Source organism: Streptomyces sp. NPDC001851, assembly GCF_040297165.1.
Lineage (GTDB): Bacteria > Actinomycetota > Actinomycetes > Streptomycetales > Streptomycetaceae > Streptomyces.
The window spans coordinates 122626-139991 of record NZ_JBEOYR010000003.1 but is presented as its reverse complement, the minus strand read 5'-3'; the positions used below and the strand labels follow the sequence as shown (position 1 = coordinate 139991).

General features: G+C 71.3%; 13 protein-coding genes and 1 pseudogene. 3 read left to right on the top strand and 11 right to left on the bottom strand.

The window, feature by feature from the left end:
* Positions 1 to 39: 39 nt before the first annotated feature.
* Entirely contained in the window at positions 40 to 1635 is a 1596-nt protein-coding gene (locus tag ABT171_RS05640; RefSeq protein WP_351240148.1) for an acyl-CoA carboxylase subunit beta, read from the bottom strand.
* A 344-nt stretch (positions 1636 to 1979) separates the two neighbouring features.
* Between ABT171_RS05640 and ABT171_RS05635 the strand changes: the two genes are divergently transcribed.
* Positions 1980 to 2588 carry a YceI family protein gene (locus ABT171_RS05635; RefSeq protein WP_351240146.1) on the top strand — a complete coding sequence of 203 codons (609 nt, stop codon included), beginning with the start codon at positions 1980 to 1982 and terminating at the stop codon, positions 2586 to 2588.
* 43 nt (positions 2589 to 2631) lie between these two features.
* On the opposite strand, the gene ABT171_RS05630 is transcribed toward ABT171_RS05635, so the two are convergent.
* A complete protein-coding gene (locus ABT171_RS05630) occupies positions 2632 to 3666 on the bottom strand; it encodes an FUSC family protein (RefSeq protein ID WP_351240504.1) in 1035 nt (344 codons plus the stop codon).
* Between the two features lie 105 nt (positions 3667 to 3771).
* On the opposite strand from ABT171_RS05630, the pseudogene ABT171_RS05625 reads away from it, so the two are divergent.
* Positions 3772 to 4020 (top strand): annotated as a pseudogene (locus ABT171_RS05625) (MarR family winged helix-turn-helix transcriptional regulator); the annotation flags it as partial.
* Positions 4021 to 4223: 203 nt separating this feature from the next.
* Here ABT171_RS05625 and ABT171_RS05620 read toward each other — a convergent pair.
* On the bottom strand, positions 4224 to 5597 hold the full coding sequence (locus tag ABT171_RS05620) for a hypothetical protein (protein WP_351240144.1): 1374 nt from the start codon (positions 5595 to 5597) through the stop codon (positions 4224 to 4226).
* A 49-nt stretch (positions 5598 to 5646) separates the two neighbouring features.
* Positions 5647 to 8661, bottom strand: coding sequence for a glycoside hydrolase family 3 N-terminal domain-containing protein (locus tag ABT171_RS05615; RefSeq protein WP_351240142.1), 3015 nt, complete (start codon positions 8659 to 8661; stop codon positions 5647 to 5649).
* 159 nt (positions 8662 to 8820) lie between these two features.
* Here ABT171_RS05615 and ABT171_RS05610 point away from each other — a divergent pair, with 159 nt between their 5' ends.
* Positions 8821 to 9423 (top strand): GOLPH3/VPS74 family protein, encoded by a 603-nt coding sequence (locus ABT171_RS05610; RefSeq protein WP_351240140.1) that lies wholly within the window; start codon positions 8821 to 8823, stop codon positions 9421 to 9423.
* Positions 9424 to 9453: 30 nt separating this feature from the next.
* Here the strand turns inward: ABT171_RS05610 and ABT171_RS05605 are convergent, their stop codons facing one another.
* The 7 genes from ABT171_RS05605 to ureA form a co-directional block, all read right to left on the bottom strand.
* Positions 9454 to 9879, bottom strand: a complete 426-nt coding sequence (locus ABT171_RS05605; RefSeq protein WP_351240138.1) for a VOC family protein — start codon at positions 9877 to 9879, stop codon at positions 9454 to 9456.
* A gap of 13 nt (positions 9880 to 9892) precedes the next feature.
* Positions 9893 to 11503 carry a citramalate synthase gene (gene cimA, locus ABT171_RS05600; protein ID WP_351240136.1) on the bottom strand — a complete coding sequence of 537 codons (1611 nt, stop codon included), beginning with the start codon at positions 11501 to 11503 and terminating at the stop codon, positions 9893 to 9895.
* 285 nt (positions 11504 to 11788) lie between these two features.
* Entirely contained in the window at positions 11789 to 13090 is a 1302-nt protein-coding gene (locus tag ABT171_RS05595; protein ID WP_351240134.1) for an MFS transporter, read from the bottom strand.
* A gap of 38 nt (positions 13091 to 13128) precedes the next feature.
* The gene (locus ABT171_RS05590) at positions 13129 to 13740 is read right to left on the bottom strand and encodes a TetR/AcrR family transcriptional regulator (protein WP_351240132.1); all 612 of its coding nucleotides are present in this window, start codon (positions 13738 to 13740) and stop codon (positions 13129 to 13131) included.
* 19 nt (positions 13741 to 13759) lie between these two features.
* On the bottom strand, positions 13760 to 14797 hold the full coding sequence (locus tag ABT171_RS05585; protein ID WP_351240130.1) for an agmatine deiminase family protein: 1038 nt from the start codon (positions 14795 to 14797) through the stop codon (positions 13760 to 13762).
* 8 nt (positions 14798 to 14805) lie between these two features.
* Positions 14806 to 16530 carry an urease subunit alpha gene (locus tag ABT171_RS05580; RefSeq protein ID WP_351240128.1) on the bottom strand — a complete coding sequence of 575 codons (1725 nt, stop codon included), beginning with the start codon at positions 16528 to 16530 and terminating at the stop codon, positions 14806 to 14808.
* Positions 16527 to 17228, bottom strand: coding sequence for an urease subunit gamma (gene ureA / locus ABT171_RS05575; protein WP_351240126.1), 702 nt, complete (start codon positions 17226 to 17228; stop codon positions 16527 to 16529). Before ureA ends, ABT171_RS05580 begins: the two co-directional genes overlap by 4 nt.
* Between the last annotated feature and the right edge of the window lie 138 nt (positions 17229 to 17366).

The window sequence follows — 17366 nt, the reverse complement described above, 5'->3', positions numbered from 1 at the left end:
GAGAGAGGTCCGCGGGGTTGCCGCGGCGGGTCCGCTCGGTTACTGCGGGGGGTTGCCGTGCTTGCGCGAGGGCAGGTCGGCGTGCTTGGACTGCAGCATCGCCAGGGACTTCACCAGGACTTCGCGGGTCTCGGCCGGGTCGATGACGTCGTCCACCAGGCCGCGCTCGGCCGCGTAGTACGGGTGCATCAGCTCGGACTTGTACTCCTTGACCATCCGCGCCCGCATGGCCTCGGGGTCCTCCGCCCCGGCGATCTGACGGCGGAAGATCACGTTGGCCGCGCCCTCGGCGCCCATGACGGCGATCTCGTTCGTCGGCCAGGCGTAGGTGAGGTCGGCGCCGATCGACTGGGAGTCCATGACGATGTAGGCACCTCCGTACGCCTTGCGCAGGATCAGCGAGATCCTCGGCACGGTCGCGTTGCAGTAGGCGTACAGCAGCTTCGCGCCGTGACGGATGATTCCGCCGTGCTCCTGGTCCACACCGGGGAGGAACCCCGGAACGTCCAGGAAGGTGACGATCGGGATATTGAAAGCGTCACACATCTGGACAAAGCGTGCAGCTTTTTCGCTCGCCTCGATGTCCAGGACCCCGGCCAGGACCTGCGGCTGGTTCGCGATGATGCCGACCACCTGGCCGTCCAGGCGGGCCAGCGCGCAGATGATGTTCCGCGCCCAGCGCTCGTGCACTTCGAGGTACTCGCCGTCGTCGACGATCTCCTCGATGACCTTGGCCATGTCGTACGGCCGGTTGCCGTCGGCCGGGACCAGGTCGAGCAGGACGTCGGACCGGCGGTCCACCGGGTCGCCCGACTCCGCCCGGGGCGGGTTCTCGCGGTTGTTCTGCGGCAGCAGCGACAGCAGGTACCGCACCTCGGCGATGCAGGTTTCCTCGTCGTCGTAGGCGAAGTGGCAGACACCGCTCGTCTCGGCGTGCACATCGGCGCCGCCGAGGCCGTTCTGGCTGATCTCCTCGCCGGTCACCGCCTTGACCACATCCGGTCCGGTGATGAACATCTGCGAGGTCTCGCGGACCATGAACACGAAGTCCGTCAGGGCGGGGCTGTAGGCCGCGCCGCCCGCGCACGGACCCAGCATCACCGAGATCTGCGGGATGACACCCGACGCCTTGGTGTTGCGCTGGAAGATGCCGCCGTAACCGGCGAGCGCGCTGACGCCCTCCTGGATGCGGGCGCCCGCACCGTCGTTCAGCGACACCAGCGGCGCACCGGCCGCGATGGCCATGTCCATGATCTTGTGGATCTTGGTGGCGTGGGCCTCGCCCAGCGCGCCGCCGAAGATCCGGAAGTCATGGGCGTAGACGAAGACCGTACGGCCCTCCACCGTCCCCCAGCCGGTGATCACACCGTCGGTGTACGGCTTCTTCGCCTCCAGGCCGAAGCCGGTCGCCCGGTGCCGTCGCAGCTGCTCGACCTCCTGGAAGGACCCCGGGTCCAGGAGCAGCTCGATCCGCTCCCGTGCGGTCAGCTTGCCCTTGGCGTGCTGCGCCTCGGTCGCCTTCTCGCTCGGGCCCGCCACGGCCTGGGCACGAATCTCGTGCAGCTCGGCGACCCGTCCGCGCGCGTCCGTCGGCTCGCCGGTCGGCTCACCCGTCGTCTCTTCCAAAACGGTCATGTAGCGACCTTACGAAGGTTGCCAAGGAAAGCGAGCCGTCGACTCTGTACAGTCTCCGGCCCGTTTTCCTGGTGCCAGTGAACAGAACCATGGGCACGTGCAGCCCTTTCGACTGGTCACAGGGCATCGGCGTTGTAGGGAGAGCACAAAGACGCCACCTGAGAGCCACCTCACATTCGAGGTGCGCAGATGCCATCCCCAGAGTGACACGCCCCCTCCGGCGACGGTCCACCGGCCACACCCGGCCCCCATGAGGTTGAAAGTCGAACTAAATAGGTCTACGGTCGAGAGCGTGAGGTTGTTCAACCTTCAACCGACTGTACGGACACTCCCTGGAGCACGACATGGGCTTCTTCAGCCGCAAGGACAGCACCCCCGCGACCACCGCCACGCCGGCCGCCACGGGCCCCGACCTCACCGCGCTGACCGGTGACTACACGGTCGACCCGGCGCACACCACGATCGGTTTCGTCGCCCGGCACGCCATGGTCACCAACGTCAAGGGCCGCTTCCACGACATCACCGGCACGCTGCACCTGGACGGGGCGGACCCCAGCAGGTCCACCGCCACGCTCGACATCAGGATGGACAGCATCGACACCGGCAGCGCCGACCGGGACGGCCACCTGAAGTCGTCCGACTTCTTCAAGACCGACGAGTTCCCGGTCATGACCTTCCGCTCCACCAAGGCGGAGGCCCTGGGCGGCGACGACTACCGCATCACCGGCGATCTCTCCCTCCTCGGCGTGACCAAGCCGGTCACCATCGACCTGGAGTTCAACGGCGCCGCGAAGGACCCGTTCGGCAACGAGCGGGTCGGCTTCGAGGGCAAGGCCGAGATCCTCCGCTCGGAGTGGGGCCTGACCTGGAACGCGGCACTGGAGACCGGCGGCGTCCTCGTCTCCGACAAGATCAAGCTGAACTTCGACATCTCGGCGGTCAGGAACGCGTGACCCTGCGGGGCAACGGCACTCACAGCCGGACGTGCAGTGGCGGTCAGGGCGGCGACTGCCTCGAAGCAGCCACCGCCCCCACCACCGTCCGCGTCCGCGACGGACGCCGGAGCGGCAGCAGCCACCAGGCCGCGGCGATGGACAGGACCGCGCCCATCGCTATCGCGGCGAGGCGGGTCGGCAGCAGACTCACCGCGTCCTGGCCGAAGTAGCCCAGCAGCAGGGAGAGTGCGGTCGTCATCCCGGCCGCCCAGTAGGCGTAGTTGAGCGGGCGCAGCCACAGGGCGACGGCGAGGACGGCGAACATCGCCGCCACCGACGCCCGTCCGGTGATGCCCGCTGCCCCCACCCCCGTGGCCAGCAGCGTGCCCGCAGACGCTCCGGCGAACCGCTCGACCCCCTTGCGGAGCACGTCTTCTCGCCCCCGGTTGCCACTCGCCGCCACGTACGCCGTGAGCACCGCCCACGGCCAGTGGCCGTCGAAGAACAGCCGGCCGCAGACGAACGCCGCCGCCACGCCCCCCGCCATCTGCACGGCCATCCGGGTACTCGGGCGGGGACGGAGACGGGAGGCCCTGCGCGGCGCGGGCGGCGGCTCGGGGTCCGGGCGCCAGGGGCCGTACCGGTCGCCGAGCCCCTGCACCAGCCAGACGCAGGCACAGGCCAGGACGCCGACCACGGCCGACCAGAACCAGCTCACCAGCCCGCTCTCGGCGGCGGGCGGCAGCGCCGGGCCGGGGACGACGAGCAGGGCCACGAAGGGCAGGGTCATCAGGGTGCCGGCCTTGGCCGCCGCGTGCCCGAAGCGGCGGATCCAGATGCACAGGGAGACGCCCACCGTGTAGACGGCGGCACCGAGGGCGTAGTGGTGCATGATCAGCCGGCCCAGGAACTGGGCACCGGCGACCGTCACCGGCAGGAGCACGAGCGCCGTCAGTCTGCGGCGCGTGGATGCCGTGCGCTGGGTCGAGGACAGGGTGAGCGTCAGGGCGACCGCGAGGACGAGTACGTCGGTGTGCAGCCGGGCCGCGCCCTCCAGCCAGAGGGTGGTTCCCCAGCACAGCAGGACCGCCGTCATCGTCACCAGAGATTCGTACGCATTGCGTATGAGTTTTTGGCGCACTTGCCGACCATACAGGGAGTCGGGCTCCTGAACTAGTAAGTTATTGCGTACGATCTTCTCATGGACCATCTCTCCGAGGCCGCCCAGTTCCGTCGCGCCGTCGTCCTGCTCAGCCGGCGTCTGCGGCAGGAGCGCGGGGACGGGAGTCTCAGCTCCAACCAGCTCGTCGTACTCGGACACCTGCACCGGAACGGGCCGTCGACGCCCGGCGAGATCGCGGCGGCGGAGCGGCAGCGACCCCAGTCGCTCACCCGGATCTACGCCGAGCTGGAGGCCGAGGGGCTGATCGCGCGGGAGCGGGCCACGGACGACCGGCGGCAGTCCGTGCTGTCGCTCACCGGCCCAGGGCGTCAGGCGCTGGAGCGGGACATGGCCGAGCGGGACGCCTGGCTGGCCGGGGCGCTCGGATCGCTCGGCGACACCGAGCGCGGCGTGCTGGCGCTGGCGGCCGGGCTGATGGAACGGCTGGGTTCCCTGGAGACCCCCTCTGCCCCTCAGGCTGAGCCCTCCGGTCAGAACCCCCCGCCGAAGTCGCCGCCGCCGTCTCCCCCTCCCCCACCGAAGTCGCCGCCGTCCCCGAACCCTCCCCCGAAGTCACCGGCGTCGAAGTCCGTGCCGGAGACGTCGCCCCCTTCGTAGCCGCCCCCGCCGAAGTCGCCCCCGCCGAAGTCGCCGTACCCGGTGCCGTAGTCGGCCGCGTACGAGGGGGCGGCCATCATGCTGCCGAGGAGGGTGCCGACCAGGAGGCCGGGCAGGATGCCGCCGCCGAAGTAGCCGCCCGCCCAGGGGCCGTAGGCGGGGCCCGCGTCCCAGTAGGGGCGGCGGCCGTAGTCGGTGTCGACCTCGCGGATCACCGGGTCGCGGCCGTCGGCGAGCCGGGTGGCGTCGGCCGCGCAGACCGGGACCTGGCGCGGGGCACCGCCGGGCGGGGTCCAGGGCGCGTCGGTCACCGAGGGACCGTGCCGGGGGTCGAAGAAACAGGGCGGGCGGCGCTCGGGCAGGGGGCGGCCCTCACGGCGGGCGGCCAGCCGGGCCAGGGAGAAGCGGCCGTCCTCCAGGGCCTCGGTGACCGTGCGCACGTCCTCCGGGCGGCTCGCCTGCGCCATGCGCTGTTTGGCGGTGTCGTAGGCGTCGAGGGCGTGTTCGTAGTCGGCGCGCATCGCCTCGTCGGCGCCGGGGCCGGCCGGCTGGAAGTCGAGGCGGTCCAGTTCCTCGCCGAAGGCGGTGATGTCCTCGTCCACGACCACCCGGAGACGGTCGAGGGCGGCCCGCTGCTCCTCCTCGCGACGCCGACGGTTACGCCGGACCAGCGCGTACGCGCCCGCACCGCCCGCCACCAGCACCGCGCCCAGCGCGATCAGGGCCGCCGTGGCGGAGGATCCCCCGCCGGAGCCGCCGCCCCAGCTCTTCGGGGCGTGACCGCCCATGTGGGCCAGGGCGCGGTCGGCGAAGTCGGTGAGCTGGGCCTTCGCCGGCTCGCCCTGGACGCTGGTCACCAGGTTCCGCCGGGCCGTCACCGACATGACGGAGGAGTCGGCGCGGGCGTCGAAGCGGTCGCCGAGCCGGATGCCGTACAGACCGGTGACGCCCGTGGCCGCGCGCAGGTCGACGAAGAGGTTCGCGGTCGGGTAGCCGGCCGGGAGCACCGCGATGAACAGCGGTTTGTCCGCGTCCTTGATGCGTTTCGCGAGCGCGTCGGCGTCCGCCTTCGGCAGCTGGGCCGAGGCGGCCGGGTCGACGTAGACCGGGCTCTTGCGCAGGGCCTGGGCGATGGTGGAGATGCTCGTGTCCGCACTCGCCCCGGGTGCGAACAGAGTCGCCAGCACCAGGGCGAGGGCGGCCAGCAGCAGGGCCGGGAGGCTTCGGGTCCGCGGGACGGCCTTCATCCTTCGAAGTTACCCGAAGCCCCCCCGTAAGCGGGCGAATGCCCCCGAGCTACACCGCCCGGTACGCCTCCGTCAGCTTCTCCACCGCCCTTCCGTACCGGCCGGTCAGCAGCAGATGGTCGGCGTCGGCGAAGGGCTTCGCCGCCGCGTGTGTCATCCGGTCGCCGATCTCCTGCTGGACCAGGAGCCGCGCCTTGGTGACCAGCTCACGGCCGGCCCGCGCGTCACCCCGCCGCTCGGCCGCCGTCGCCGCCGCGCCCAGCGCCCTCAGGGTGGCCGTGCCGCCGCGCGGGACGCCGGTGAGCGTGGTCAGGCCCCAGCCGTACGGGAACCGGGGGTCGTACGACGTGTCGCCCACGTTGATCGGCAGCTGCGCCTCGGACCTCGGCCAGGTGACGGGGAGCTGTCCGGTGAAGGGGCGCTCGCCGTAGAGCACGTCGGCGACGCCCTCGCCCTCGGTGCCGGGCAGCCAGGAGGCCACCAGCGCGTCGATCCCGCCGAGCCGGTCGCCGATGAGCTGGGGGCGGCCGGAGACGATCAGCACCGCGCACCTCATGGCCGCGCACACCTTGTCCACGGCGGCCTGGTCAGCGGCGGACAGCTGGAGGCTGTGCCCGTTGCCGACGTCGCCGACGCCCTCGGCGTAGGGGGTCTCGCCGACGACGACCACGCCGGCGTCGTAGCCGTCCGTCGGGGCGGAGGCGTCCTTGGAGTAGGTGACGTCCCCGCCGGCCTCGCGCATGCCCTGCAGGATGGTCGTGCCCCGGGTGTGGGTGCCGGAGCCGCCCTGCCAGGTGAGGGTCCAGCCGCCGGTCTGGTTGCCGAGGTCGTCGGCGTTCGACCCGGCCACGTACACCTTCTCGCTCTTCCTCAGCGGCAGGACGTTCCCGCTGTTCTTCAGCAGGACCTGCGACTCGGCGGCCGCCCGGCGGGCGACCGCGCGGTGGGCCGGGGAGCCGATGGCGGCGGCGCCGCTGGTGTCGGCGTAGGGGTGCTCGAAGAGGCCGAGCCTGAACTTCTGGGTGAGGATGCGGGAGACCGCGTCGTCGATCCGCCGTTCGCTGATCCGGCCCGCCTTCACCTCGTCGGCGAGCGTGCTGGTGAAGTCCTGGTAGGTGTACGGCACCATCATCATGTCGACGCCCGCGTTCACCGCCGTGCGGACGTGGGCCGCGTGGTCGCCGGGGAGCTGGTCGATGGCGTTCCAGTCGCTGATGACGAAGCCGCCGAAGCCCATCCGGTCCTTGAGGACCCCGTTGATCATGTCGCCGCGGGCGTGCATCTTCACCGCGCCCTTGCCGTCACCGACGATGTCGAGGGAGGAGTACGACGGCATGACCGAGCCGATGCCCCGCTCGACGGCCGTCTTGTAGGGCGCCAGGTGAATGTCCTCCAGTTGCCGCCGGGTGACCGTGGTGACGCCCTGGTCGATGGTGTAGGTGCCGGTGGTCGAGGAACCGTACGCGGTGCCGCCGTCGCCGGCGAAGTGCTTGGCGGTGGCGAGCACCTTGTCGTTCCGGCTCAGGTCGCGTCCGTCGGGCCGGCCCTGGAGGCCCTGGATGACGGTCTCCATGGACTGCACGAGGGCCGGGTCCTCGCCGAAGGACTCGTAGGCGCGGCCCCAGCGTTCGTCGCGGCTCACGCACAGGCAGGGCGCGAAGTCCCAGGGGATGCCGGTGGCGCGGACCTCGGCGGCCGTCACCTCGCCCGTCTCCTCGGCGAGTTGGGGGTCCCGGGTGGCGCCGAGACCGGTGTTGTGCGGCATGATCGTGGCGCCGGCCAGGTTGTTGTGGCCGTGGACCGCGTCGACGCCGTAGACCAGCGGGATCTGGAACCGCGTCGACCGGGCGCGAAGCTGGAAGCCGTCGATCATCTTCGCCCAGGCCTCGGGGGTGTTGGGTGTGGGGACGGATCCGCCGCCGGACAGCAGCGAGCCGAGGGCGTAGGTCGCGATGTCGGCCCCGCCCCCGACGGCACCGCGCTCGGCCTGGGTCATCTGCCCGGCCTTCTCCGCGAGGGACATCCGGGACAGCAGGTCCGCGACGCGCTTCCTGACCGGCAACTTGCTGTTCAGATACGGCAGTCCGTGCGCGTCGACGACGATCTGCGGGGTCTCGGCGGGGGCCTGGGCGCCGGTGACCGTGAGCTTGAGGGGGATGGTCTTCGCGGGTGCGGGCGCCTTGTCCCTGAGCGTGGGCACCTCGATCGTTCTCGACGTTCCGGAGGCGGTCCCTGCCGGGAAGGTGAGGGTGCCTTCGACCGGGGTGTAGTCCCGGCCGGCGGTGGCGGTGCCGCCCTCGGTCCGGTAGGCGACCGTCACCGGCTCGTCGACGGGCCGGTCCCCGGTCGTGGCCAGGGTGACCCTGACCTCGGCGGTGCCGCCCGGCCCGACCGGGTGGACGGGCGCGTCGGTGCCGACGGAGGCGCGCAGCGTTTGGTCGGCCTTCCCGTACAGTTCGACGTCGTCCATGGCGAAGTCGCCCTTGGTGCCGGCCGGGAGCGTGACGGCGTACCCCCACATCTGCGTGAGGCCGAGGACGTGGTCGATGCCGCCGACGGGCTGGTAGTCGGTGCGGTAGGCGAAGTCGGTGAAGGGGATCCGGATCTGCTTCCAGCCGGTGAAGTCGTCGGTGAAGGAGGCCGTCCAGAGTTCCGACGCCTCGCCGTTCGCGCCGCCGTCCTTGATCTCGAAGGCGATCTTCCGGCCGTTGTCGCGGCCGTCCCACCAGAAGCGGATGCCCTGGTGGGCGGACCAGTCGTGGGCGGGCCGGTCGGCGGCGAAGTCGTGGGTGAAGCCGCCGTAGCCGCTGATGTCGTAGGTGCCGGTGAGGACCTTGGCGCCCTCGGGGGCGTCGGCGCGGCCGGCGAGGCGGAGGGCGGGCGGGTCGTCGGTGTCGCTCCCCCAGGTGAAGATGCCGTCGGCGGGCTGGGAGGCGAAGGGGACCTCGCCCTCGAAGCGGTCGACGGGGAGCGGGGCGGGGTCGTCGGCGGCGTGGGCGGCGGCGGACAGGGGCAGCAGGGCGGCGAGCAGGGCCCCGGAGACGAGCAGGGCGGTTCTCGGCATGGACCTTCCCTCGGCTCTCGCGGTTCACTCATGGCTTAGATCACGCCGTGAGTTAACTAACGGCCCACAGGCCCGTCAAGACGTCACGTCAGACGTTCCGGGGCGGAAAAAGGCGGTCGCCGTGCTGCGCTTCCGGGCTTCGCGGCCCATGGTAGGGCTATGACCACACCGCAGGATCTGTTCCTCGTCAGTCTCGACGTGCCCGGCGAGCGGCCCGTCGAGCAGGGCGATCTGTCGCTGGCGCTCGCGGGGGCCGAGCTGATCGATCTGCTCGGCGCGCGGGCTCTCACCCTGGACGGTGAGCGCATCGTGCCCGGTCCGGTGCTGACCACGGGTGACCGGATGCTGGACGAGGCCGGGGCGGCGCTGGTGCGGAGGGAGCCGTACGAGACGGTCGAGGACTGGTTGTGGCGCCGGGGGGAAGGGCTGGCCGTGGCCTACCGTGACGTGCTGGAGTCCGAGGGGCAGCTCACTGGGAAGCGCCGGCACTGGCTGGCACTGCGCGACCGGGACGACCCGCAGGCCGACACCCCTGCCCGCCGGCACGCGGCCGACCGGTGGTGGTCCCACGAGCCCGTCCTGGCCGGACTCGCCTCCACCCTGGGCATCCGGGGCGAGCGGTCGCCCGAGGAGGAGCCCGGGGACGAGGCGGTCGTCACCGTCCTGGTGGCGGTCGGCGACGCGGTGACCGAGCTGGAGGCCGTGCGCGAGCGGCGGCGCATCGAGAACGTGGCCTTCGACAACATCTGGCGGGCGCCCTGAGCCCCCAGAGGACCGGCTGGGCCCCGGACCTCAGAAGACCGGCTGGCCGATGCCCATCAGGTTGCCCTCGCTGTCCCGGAACCAGGCGCCCCGCTCCCCGCGCGCACCCTTGCTCGGGTAGTTGCCCTCGATCTCGGCGATGCCGTCCCGGGTGCGGAAGCCGGGCGCGTCCACGTCCTCGAACACGACTCCGCGCCGCCTGAGCTCCGCCACGACCGCCTCCAGGTCGTCGACCTCGAACGCCATCTGGGTGAAGGTGCCGGGCGAGACCCCGGTGGAGCGGAACACCACGAAGTCGGTTCCGCCGCACCGGTACAGCAGCCCGCCGGGGCGTTCGTCGACGGGTTCCAGACCCAGCTTGCCGGCGTAGAAGCGCCGGGCCCGCTCCAGGTCCCCGGCGGGCAGCCGGGTGGCCACGCGGGCCCGGGACAGCGGATCGGCGTTGTCTGTGCTCATGCCTCCACTGTGACTACTCCGCCGGTTCCACGCGCGCCCGCAGCAGGCCGTACGTGTACGCGTCCTCCAGGGCCTGCCAGGAGGCGGCGATGACGTTTTCGGCCACGCCGACGGTGGACCACTCGCCGGAGCCGTCGGAGGTGGAGATCAGCACCCGGGTGGTGGAGGAGGTGCCGTGCTTGCCCTCCAGGATGCGGACCTTGTAGTCGACCAGCTCCAGCTTGGCGAGCTGCGGGTAGATCTTCTCCAGGGCGACCCGCAGCGCGCGGTCGAGGGCGTTGACCGGGCCGTTGCCCTCGGCCGTGGCGACGATCCGCTCGCTCTTGGCCCACAGCTTGACGGTGGCCTCGTTGGCGTGGGTGCCGTCGGGGCGGTCCTCGACGATGGCCCGCCAGGACTCCACGTCGAAGTACTTCAGCGGGCGGCCCTCGACCTCGGCGCGCAGCAGGAGTTCGAAGGAGGCGTCGGCGGCCTCGTACGTGTAGCCCTTGAGCTCGCGCTCCTTCACGCGCTCCACCACCCGGCCGACCAGCTCCCGGTCGCCGCCCAGATCGATGCCGAGCTCCTTGCCCTTCAGCTCGATCGAGGCGCGGCCGGCCATGTCGGAGACCAGCATGCGCATGGTGTTGCCGACCAGCTCGGGGTCGATGTGCTGGTACAGGTCCGGGTCGACCTTGATCGCGGAGGCGTGCAGTCCTGCCTTGTGCGCGAAGGCGGAGACGCCGACGTACGGCTGGTGGGTGGACGGGGTGAGGTTGACGACCTCGGCGATGGCGTGCGAGATCCGGGTGGTCTCGCGGAGCTTGCCGTCGGGCAGCACCTTCTTGCCGTACTTCAGCTCCAGGGCGGCGACGACCGGGAAGAGGTTGGCGTTGCCGACGCGCTCGCCGTAGCCGTTGGCCGTGCACTGCACATGGGTGGCGCCCGCGTCGACGGCGGCGAGGGTGTTGGCGACCGCGCAGCCGGTGTCGTCCTGGGCGTGGATGCCGAGCCGGGCGCCGGTGTCGGCGAGGACGGTGGAGACGACGGCGTGGATCTGGGCGGGGAGCATGCCGCCGTTGGTGTCGCAGAGGATGACGACGTCGGCGCCGGCTTCCGCCGCCGTACGGACGACCGCCTTGGCGTACTCGGCGTTGGCGCGGTAGCCGTCGAAGAAGTGCTCGCAGTCCACGAAGACCCGGCGGCCCTGGTCCTTGAGGTACGAGACGGTGTCGCGGACCATGTCCAGGTTCTCGTCCAGGGTGGTGCGCAGCGCCAGTTCCACATGCCGGTCGTGCGACTTGGCGACCAGGGTGATCACCGGGGCGCCGGACTGCAGCAGGGCCTTGACCTGCGGGTCCTCGGCGGCCTTCGCACCGGCGCGGCGGGTGGCGCCGAAGGCGACCAGCTGGGCGTGCTTGAAGTCGATCTCCGCCTGCGCGCGGGCGAAGAACTCGGTGTCGCGCGGGTTCGCGCCGGGCCAGCCGCCCTCGATGAAGCCCACGCCGAAGTCGTCCAGGTGCCGTGCGATGGCGAGCTTGTCCGCGACGGTGAGGTTGATGCCCTCGCGCTGCGCGCCGTCGCGCAGCGTGGTGTCGAAGACGTGGAACGAGTCGTCGAGCTCGCTGGTTGCCGTCTCGGTCATGGTCTCAAGGCTCCTGTTGTGAATCTTCGGTCTTACCGGAATGACCGGCTCCACCGTCCCCCCAATGGTCCCTCGCGCTGCGCTCCCGGCTGAAGGTGGGCCGGAAAACGAAAAAACCCCTCGCGGGTGCGAGAGGTCTGCGCGCGGGTCGAGGACGACGGTGGCCACCCGCACCTGGTCGTACGAGGTGGTCACTGCGGACCGGCGCGCCTGCTGCCCATAATCATGGCGAGCGAGAGCACGGGGGCAGTCTGGCACAGTCCCGCCCCCGGCTCGCCGCCCGTCTCAGGATGCGGGCGTCAGACTGGAATCCGCACGGTCCCTCCCCCGGGCGAGGTCCAGGTCCTTCGTCTCCCGCATGGTGACGTACACCGCGAGGGACACGGCGGCACAGCCCGCCACGTACCAGGAGAAGCCGGACTCGATCCCGGCCTTCTTGAACCACAGGGCGACGTATTCGGCGGTGCCGCCGAACAGGGCGTTGGCGAGGGCGTACGGCAGGGCCACGCCCAGGGCACGCACCCCGGTGGGGAACAGCTCGGCCTTCACACAGGCGTTGATCGAGGTGTAGCCGGTGACGACGACCAGCGCGAGCAGGGCGAGGCCGAGGGCCGGCCAGAAGCTGCCCGCGTGCTTGAGCAGGGTCATGACCGGCACGGTGAGGACGGTGGAGCCGACCGCGAAGGTGATCAGCAGCGGGCGCCGGCCGATCCGGTCGGAGAGGGCGCCCGCGAGGGGCTGGAGCGCGGCGAAGACGGTCAGCGCGGTGAAGGAGACCAGGGTGGCGGTCTGCTTGGGCAGGCCGGCCGAGTTGGACAGGTACTTGGTCAGATAGGTGGTGTACGTGTAGTAGGCGACCGTGCCGCCCATGGTGAGGGCGATGACCAGGAACGCCTCCCGCTTGTGCGCCCACAGCGCGCGCAGGGTGCCGCGCTCCTCGGCGTGCGAGTCGTCCTCCGCGTACACCTCGGTCTCCAGCATGCTGCGCCGCAGATAGAAGATGACGGCGGCGCCGAGCGCACCGACGACGAACGGGATCCGCCAGCCCCAGCTGTGCAGGGCGCTGTCGGACATGGTCCGCTGGAGGATGATCTGCAGCCCGAGGCCGGCGATCTGCCCGGCGGTCATGGAGACGTACTGGAAGCTGGAGGCGAATCCGCGCCGCTTCGGGTCCGAGGCCTCGGTCAGATAGGTGGCGCTGGCCGCGTACTCGCCGCCCACCGACAGGCCCTGCAGCAGGCGGGCGACGAGCAGCACGAGCGCGCCGCCGTAGCCGGCGGCCGCGTAGGTGGGGGCGACGGCGATGAGCACCGCCGACGCCGACATCAGCGTGACGGTCAGGGTCAGCGCCGCCTTACGGCCCTTGCGGTCGCCGACCCTGCCGAGCAGCCAGCCGCCCACGGGCCGCATGAAGAAGCCGACGGCGAAGATGCCGGCGGTGTTCATGAGTTGGGCGGTGGGGTTGCCGCTCGGGAAGAACGCGCCGGCGAAGTAGGTGGCGAAGCTCGCGTACACGAACCAGTCGAACCACTCGACCATGTTGCCCGCCGAACCGACCCAGATCTTCTTCCAGTGTTGTCGTCCCATGCGGCGTTACTTGCCCGGCACCGGAGCGGACGATTCCTCTACCCCGCCGGTACCTGGAGGGAGTCGGCAATGAACTCCCTGACATGCGCCAGCACTTGGTCGCGATCAGTGCCGCGCAACCCGATGGCCACATGGATGGAGAACCCGTCCAGCAGCGCACGCAGCCTCGTTGCGAAGCGGTCCGCGTCCAGCCTGCGGAACTCGCCCCTCGACATCCCCTCGGCGATCAGCGCCACCAGGTCCCTGTGCCACGCCCCCTCGATCGCCGTCTGCCGGGCACGCGCGTCGTCGTCGGCGTTCTGCGAGCGGTTCCACACCTCCAGCCACAGGGTCCAGTGCGGATCGCGGTGGCCGTCGGGGACGTACAGGTCGACATAGGCGGACAGGCGCTCCCGGGCGGTTCCCGGGCCGGTGAGGAGCCGGCCCCGTTCCGCGCCGAGCCGCCCCTCGCTCCACTCCAGGGTCTGCAGCAGCAGTTCGTCCTTGGAGTGGAAGTAGTACAGGAGATGGCCGCTGCTCATCCCGACCTCGCGGCCGAGTGCCGCCATGGTGAGCTTCTCCAGACCGCGTTCGGCGATCATGTCCATGGCGGCGGCGAGTACCTCCTCGCGCGGCGGCGCGTTCTTCCGCGCCCGTGCCGCACCGGCCATCCCTGTCTCCTACGTCATCTCAGGCCTTCGGCTGCTGCTGGGTGATGCAGTGGATGCCGCCCCCACCCGCAAAGATCGTACGCGCGTCCACCAGGGTGACCGTCCGCTCGGGGAAGAGGCGGCGGAAGATCCCGGCGGCGATCTCGTCGCGCGGGTCGTCGAAGCCGCACAGCACGACGCCGCCGTTGCAGATGTAGTGGTTGATGTAGGAGTAGTCGGCCCAGTGGCCGTCGGCCTCCAGGACGGTCGGGGCGGGGACCTCCACCACCTCCAGCGCACGGCCCCGGGCGTCGGTCTGGGAGCGCAGGATGCCGATGACCTCCCGGGTGACCTCGTGGTCGGGGTGGGCGGGGTCCGGCTGGGTGTGCGCCACCACGACGCCCGGCCGGGCGAAGGCGGCGACGATGTCGACGTGGCCGAGGGTGCCGAAGCCGTAGGGCGGGTAGTCGCCGGTCAGGCCGCGCGGCAGCCAGATCGCCTTGCTCGTGCCGAGCTGGGCGTGGATCTCGGCCTCGACCTCCTCCTTCGACCAGTGCGGGTTGCGCTCGGGCCCGAGTTGGACGGTCTCCGTCAGCAGGACCGTGCCCTCGCCGTCGACGTGGATCGCGCCGCCCTCGTTGACCAGCTTCGAGGCGTACGTCTTCGCGCCCGCGAGGTCGGAGACATACGCGGCGATCTTGGAGTCGTGCTCCCAGCGGGCCCAGTCCTGGGCGCCCCAGCCGTTGAACGTCCAGTCCACGGCGGCCAGTTCGCCCTTGCCGTTGGTGAGGAAGGTCGGCCCGATGTCCCGCATCCAGGCGTCGTCGAGGTCCCGCTCGACGGTGTCGACGTCCGGACCGAGCAGCGCCTCGGCCTCGGCCGACTGGCCGGGGCCGCAGACCACGGTCACCGGCTCGAAGCGGCGGATCGTGCGGGCCACCGAGGCCCAGGCGGCGCGGGAGGCGGCGAGGTCGTCCGGGTCGTCGAAGGTCGGGTTGGGGCCCGGCCACGCCATCCAGGTGCGCTCGTGCGGGGTCCACTCGGCGGGCATGCGGAAGCCGTCGGCGGCAGCAGACATGGTGATCCTTAGAGGAAGTACAGACGGTTGAGGGAGACGGAGTCGGCGGGCTCGGAGCGCAGCGGGTCGCCGTCGAGGGTGACCAGTCCGGTGCGCCGGTCGACGTCGACCGCTCCGATACGGGCGTTCAGCCGCAGGTCGGCCGGGCCGATGCCCCGGGTGCCGCGCACCGCGACCCTCCGGCGGCGGGTGGGCATCGTGTCGCCCCCCTGGTCCACGGCCGCCTGGGCGACGAACGCGACGGAGATGTCGGCGGCCGTGGCACCGTACGAGCCGAACTGCGGGCCCAGGACGAGGGGTTCGCAGGTGTCGGTGGCCGCGTTGGGGTCGCCGACCACGCCGTACGCCGGGAAGCCGGACTTCAGCACCAGCTGGGGCTTGGCGCCGAAGTACTCGGGGCGCCACAGCACGATGTCGGCGAGCTTGCCGGTCTCGATCGAGCCGACCTCGTGCGCGAGGCCGTGGGCGATGGCCGGGTTGATGGTCAGCTTGGCCATGTAGCGCAGGACGCGGGCGTTGTCGTCGCCCTCGCCGTCGCCTTCCAGGGGCCCCAGCTCGGCCTTCATCTTGCCGGCCATGGCGAAGGTACGGCGGACCGTCTCACCGGCGCGGCCCATGCCCTGGGCGTCGGAGGAGGTGATGCCGATCGCGCCCAGGTCGTGCAGTACGTCCTCGGCGCCCATCGTGCCGGCCCGGATGCGGTCGCGGGCCATGGCGGCGTCGCCGGGCAGGTCCGGCTTGAGGTCGTGGACGGAGACGATCATGCCGTAGTGCTCGGCGACCGCGTCCCGGCCGAAGGGCAGGGTGGGGTTGGTGGAGGAGCCGATGACGTTCGGGACGCCGGCCATCTTCAGCACGTTCGGCACGTGGCCGCCGCCGCAGCCCTCGATGTGGAAGGCGTGGATGGTGCGGCCCTGAAGCACCTTCAAGGTGTCCTCGACCGACAGGCACTCGTTCAGGCCGTCGCTGTGCAGGGCGACCTGGACGTCGTGCTCCTCGGCGACCCGCAGCGCGGTGTCCAGGGCGCGGGTGTGGGCGCCCATGTCCTCGTGCACCTTGAAGCCGGAGGCTCCGCCTTCGGCCAGCGCCTCGATCAGGGGCGCGTCGTGGGACGACGAACCCCGGCCCAGGAAGCCGATGTTGACCGGCCAGGCGTCGAAGGCGTTGAAGGCGTGGCGCAGGGCCCAGGGCGAGTTGACGCCGACGCCCCACACGGGGCCGAACTCCTGCCCGATGACCGTGGTGACGCCGGAGGCGAGGGAGGCCTCCATGATGCGCGGTGACAGCAGGTGGACGTGTGTGTCGACGGCTCCGGCGGTGGCGATCAGCCCCTCGCCGGACACGATGGAGGTCCCGGTGCCGACGACGACGTCGACGCCGTCGAGGGTGTCCGGGTTGCCGGCGCGTCCGATGGCGCAGATCCGGCCTTCCCGGATGCCGATGGAGACCTTGCGGATCCCCTGCACCGCGTCGATCACGACGACGTTGCTGATGACGACGTCACAGGTCTCGCGGACGGCCGCGGCCTTCAGGTGCAGTCCGTCGCGGGCGGTCTTGCCGAAGCCGGCCAGGAACTCGTCGCCGTAGCGCTGGGAGTCGGACTCGACGCGGATGGTCAGGCCCGAGTCGCCGAGGCGGACCCGGTCGCCGGCGCGGGGGCCGTGGGTGGCCGCGTAGGCGTGCGGGTCGATGTGGATCGCGCGGCTGACCTCGCGCCCCTTCGAGCGGCTCATCGCTCCTCGCCTCCTTCCGGCGTGGTGGTTCCCCGGTATCCGCAGGCGGCGGCCCTGCGCAGGGCCTCTTCCTTCGCGCCGGGCGCGTCCAGCGGCCCGTCGACCAGCCCGGCGAAGCCGATCGCGACGCGCGCGCCGCCGATCGGGGCCAGACCGACCTCCTCGCTCTCACCCGGCCCGAAGCGGACCGAGGACCCGGCGGGCACGGCGAGCCGCATGCCGTAGGCGGCGGCGCGGTCGAAGTCCAGGCGCGGGTTGGCCTCGAAGAAGTGGAAGTGGGAGGTGACGGAGACCGGCACGGTCGCGGTGTTGGTGACCGTGAGCCGGACGGCCGGCGCGGGGTCGGCGTGCTGGGGTCCGGGCAGCAGCGCGCCCGGTGCCTGCTCGCCGAGGCCGCCGCCGATGGGGTCGGAGACCACCGCGAGCCGGGAGCCGTCGTCGAAGACGGCCTCGACCATCACCTCGGTGACGACGTCGGCGACGCCCGGCAGCACGTCCTCGGGGCCGAGTACGGAGCGGGCCGCCTCGATGGCCTCGGCGAGCCGCCTGCCGTCCCGGGCCGCCTCGCAGACGGTGTCCGCGATCAGCGCGGTCGCCTCCGGCACGTTCAGCCTGAGGCCGCGCGCCCGGCGGGCCCGGGCCAGCTCGGCGGCTCCGAAGAGCAGCAGCCGGTCACGTTCCGTGGGGGTGAGTCTCATGTCGCGGCACCTCCTTGCCATCACCCGATTAGAGCACCACTCTAAACACAGAATTCTTGAAACAGAAGCATTGACTGGCGGCGAGGCTTCACAGACATTGAACGTCGCTCTAACTCTCTGGCGGTAGTCGAAGGAGAC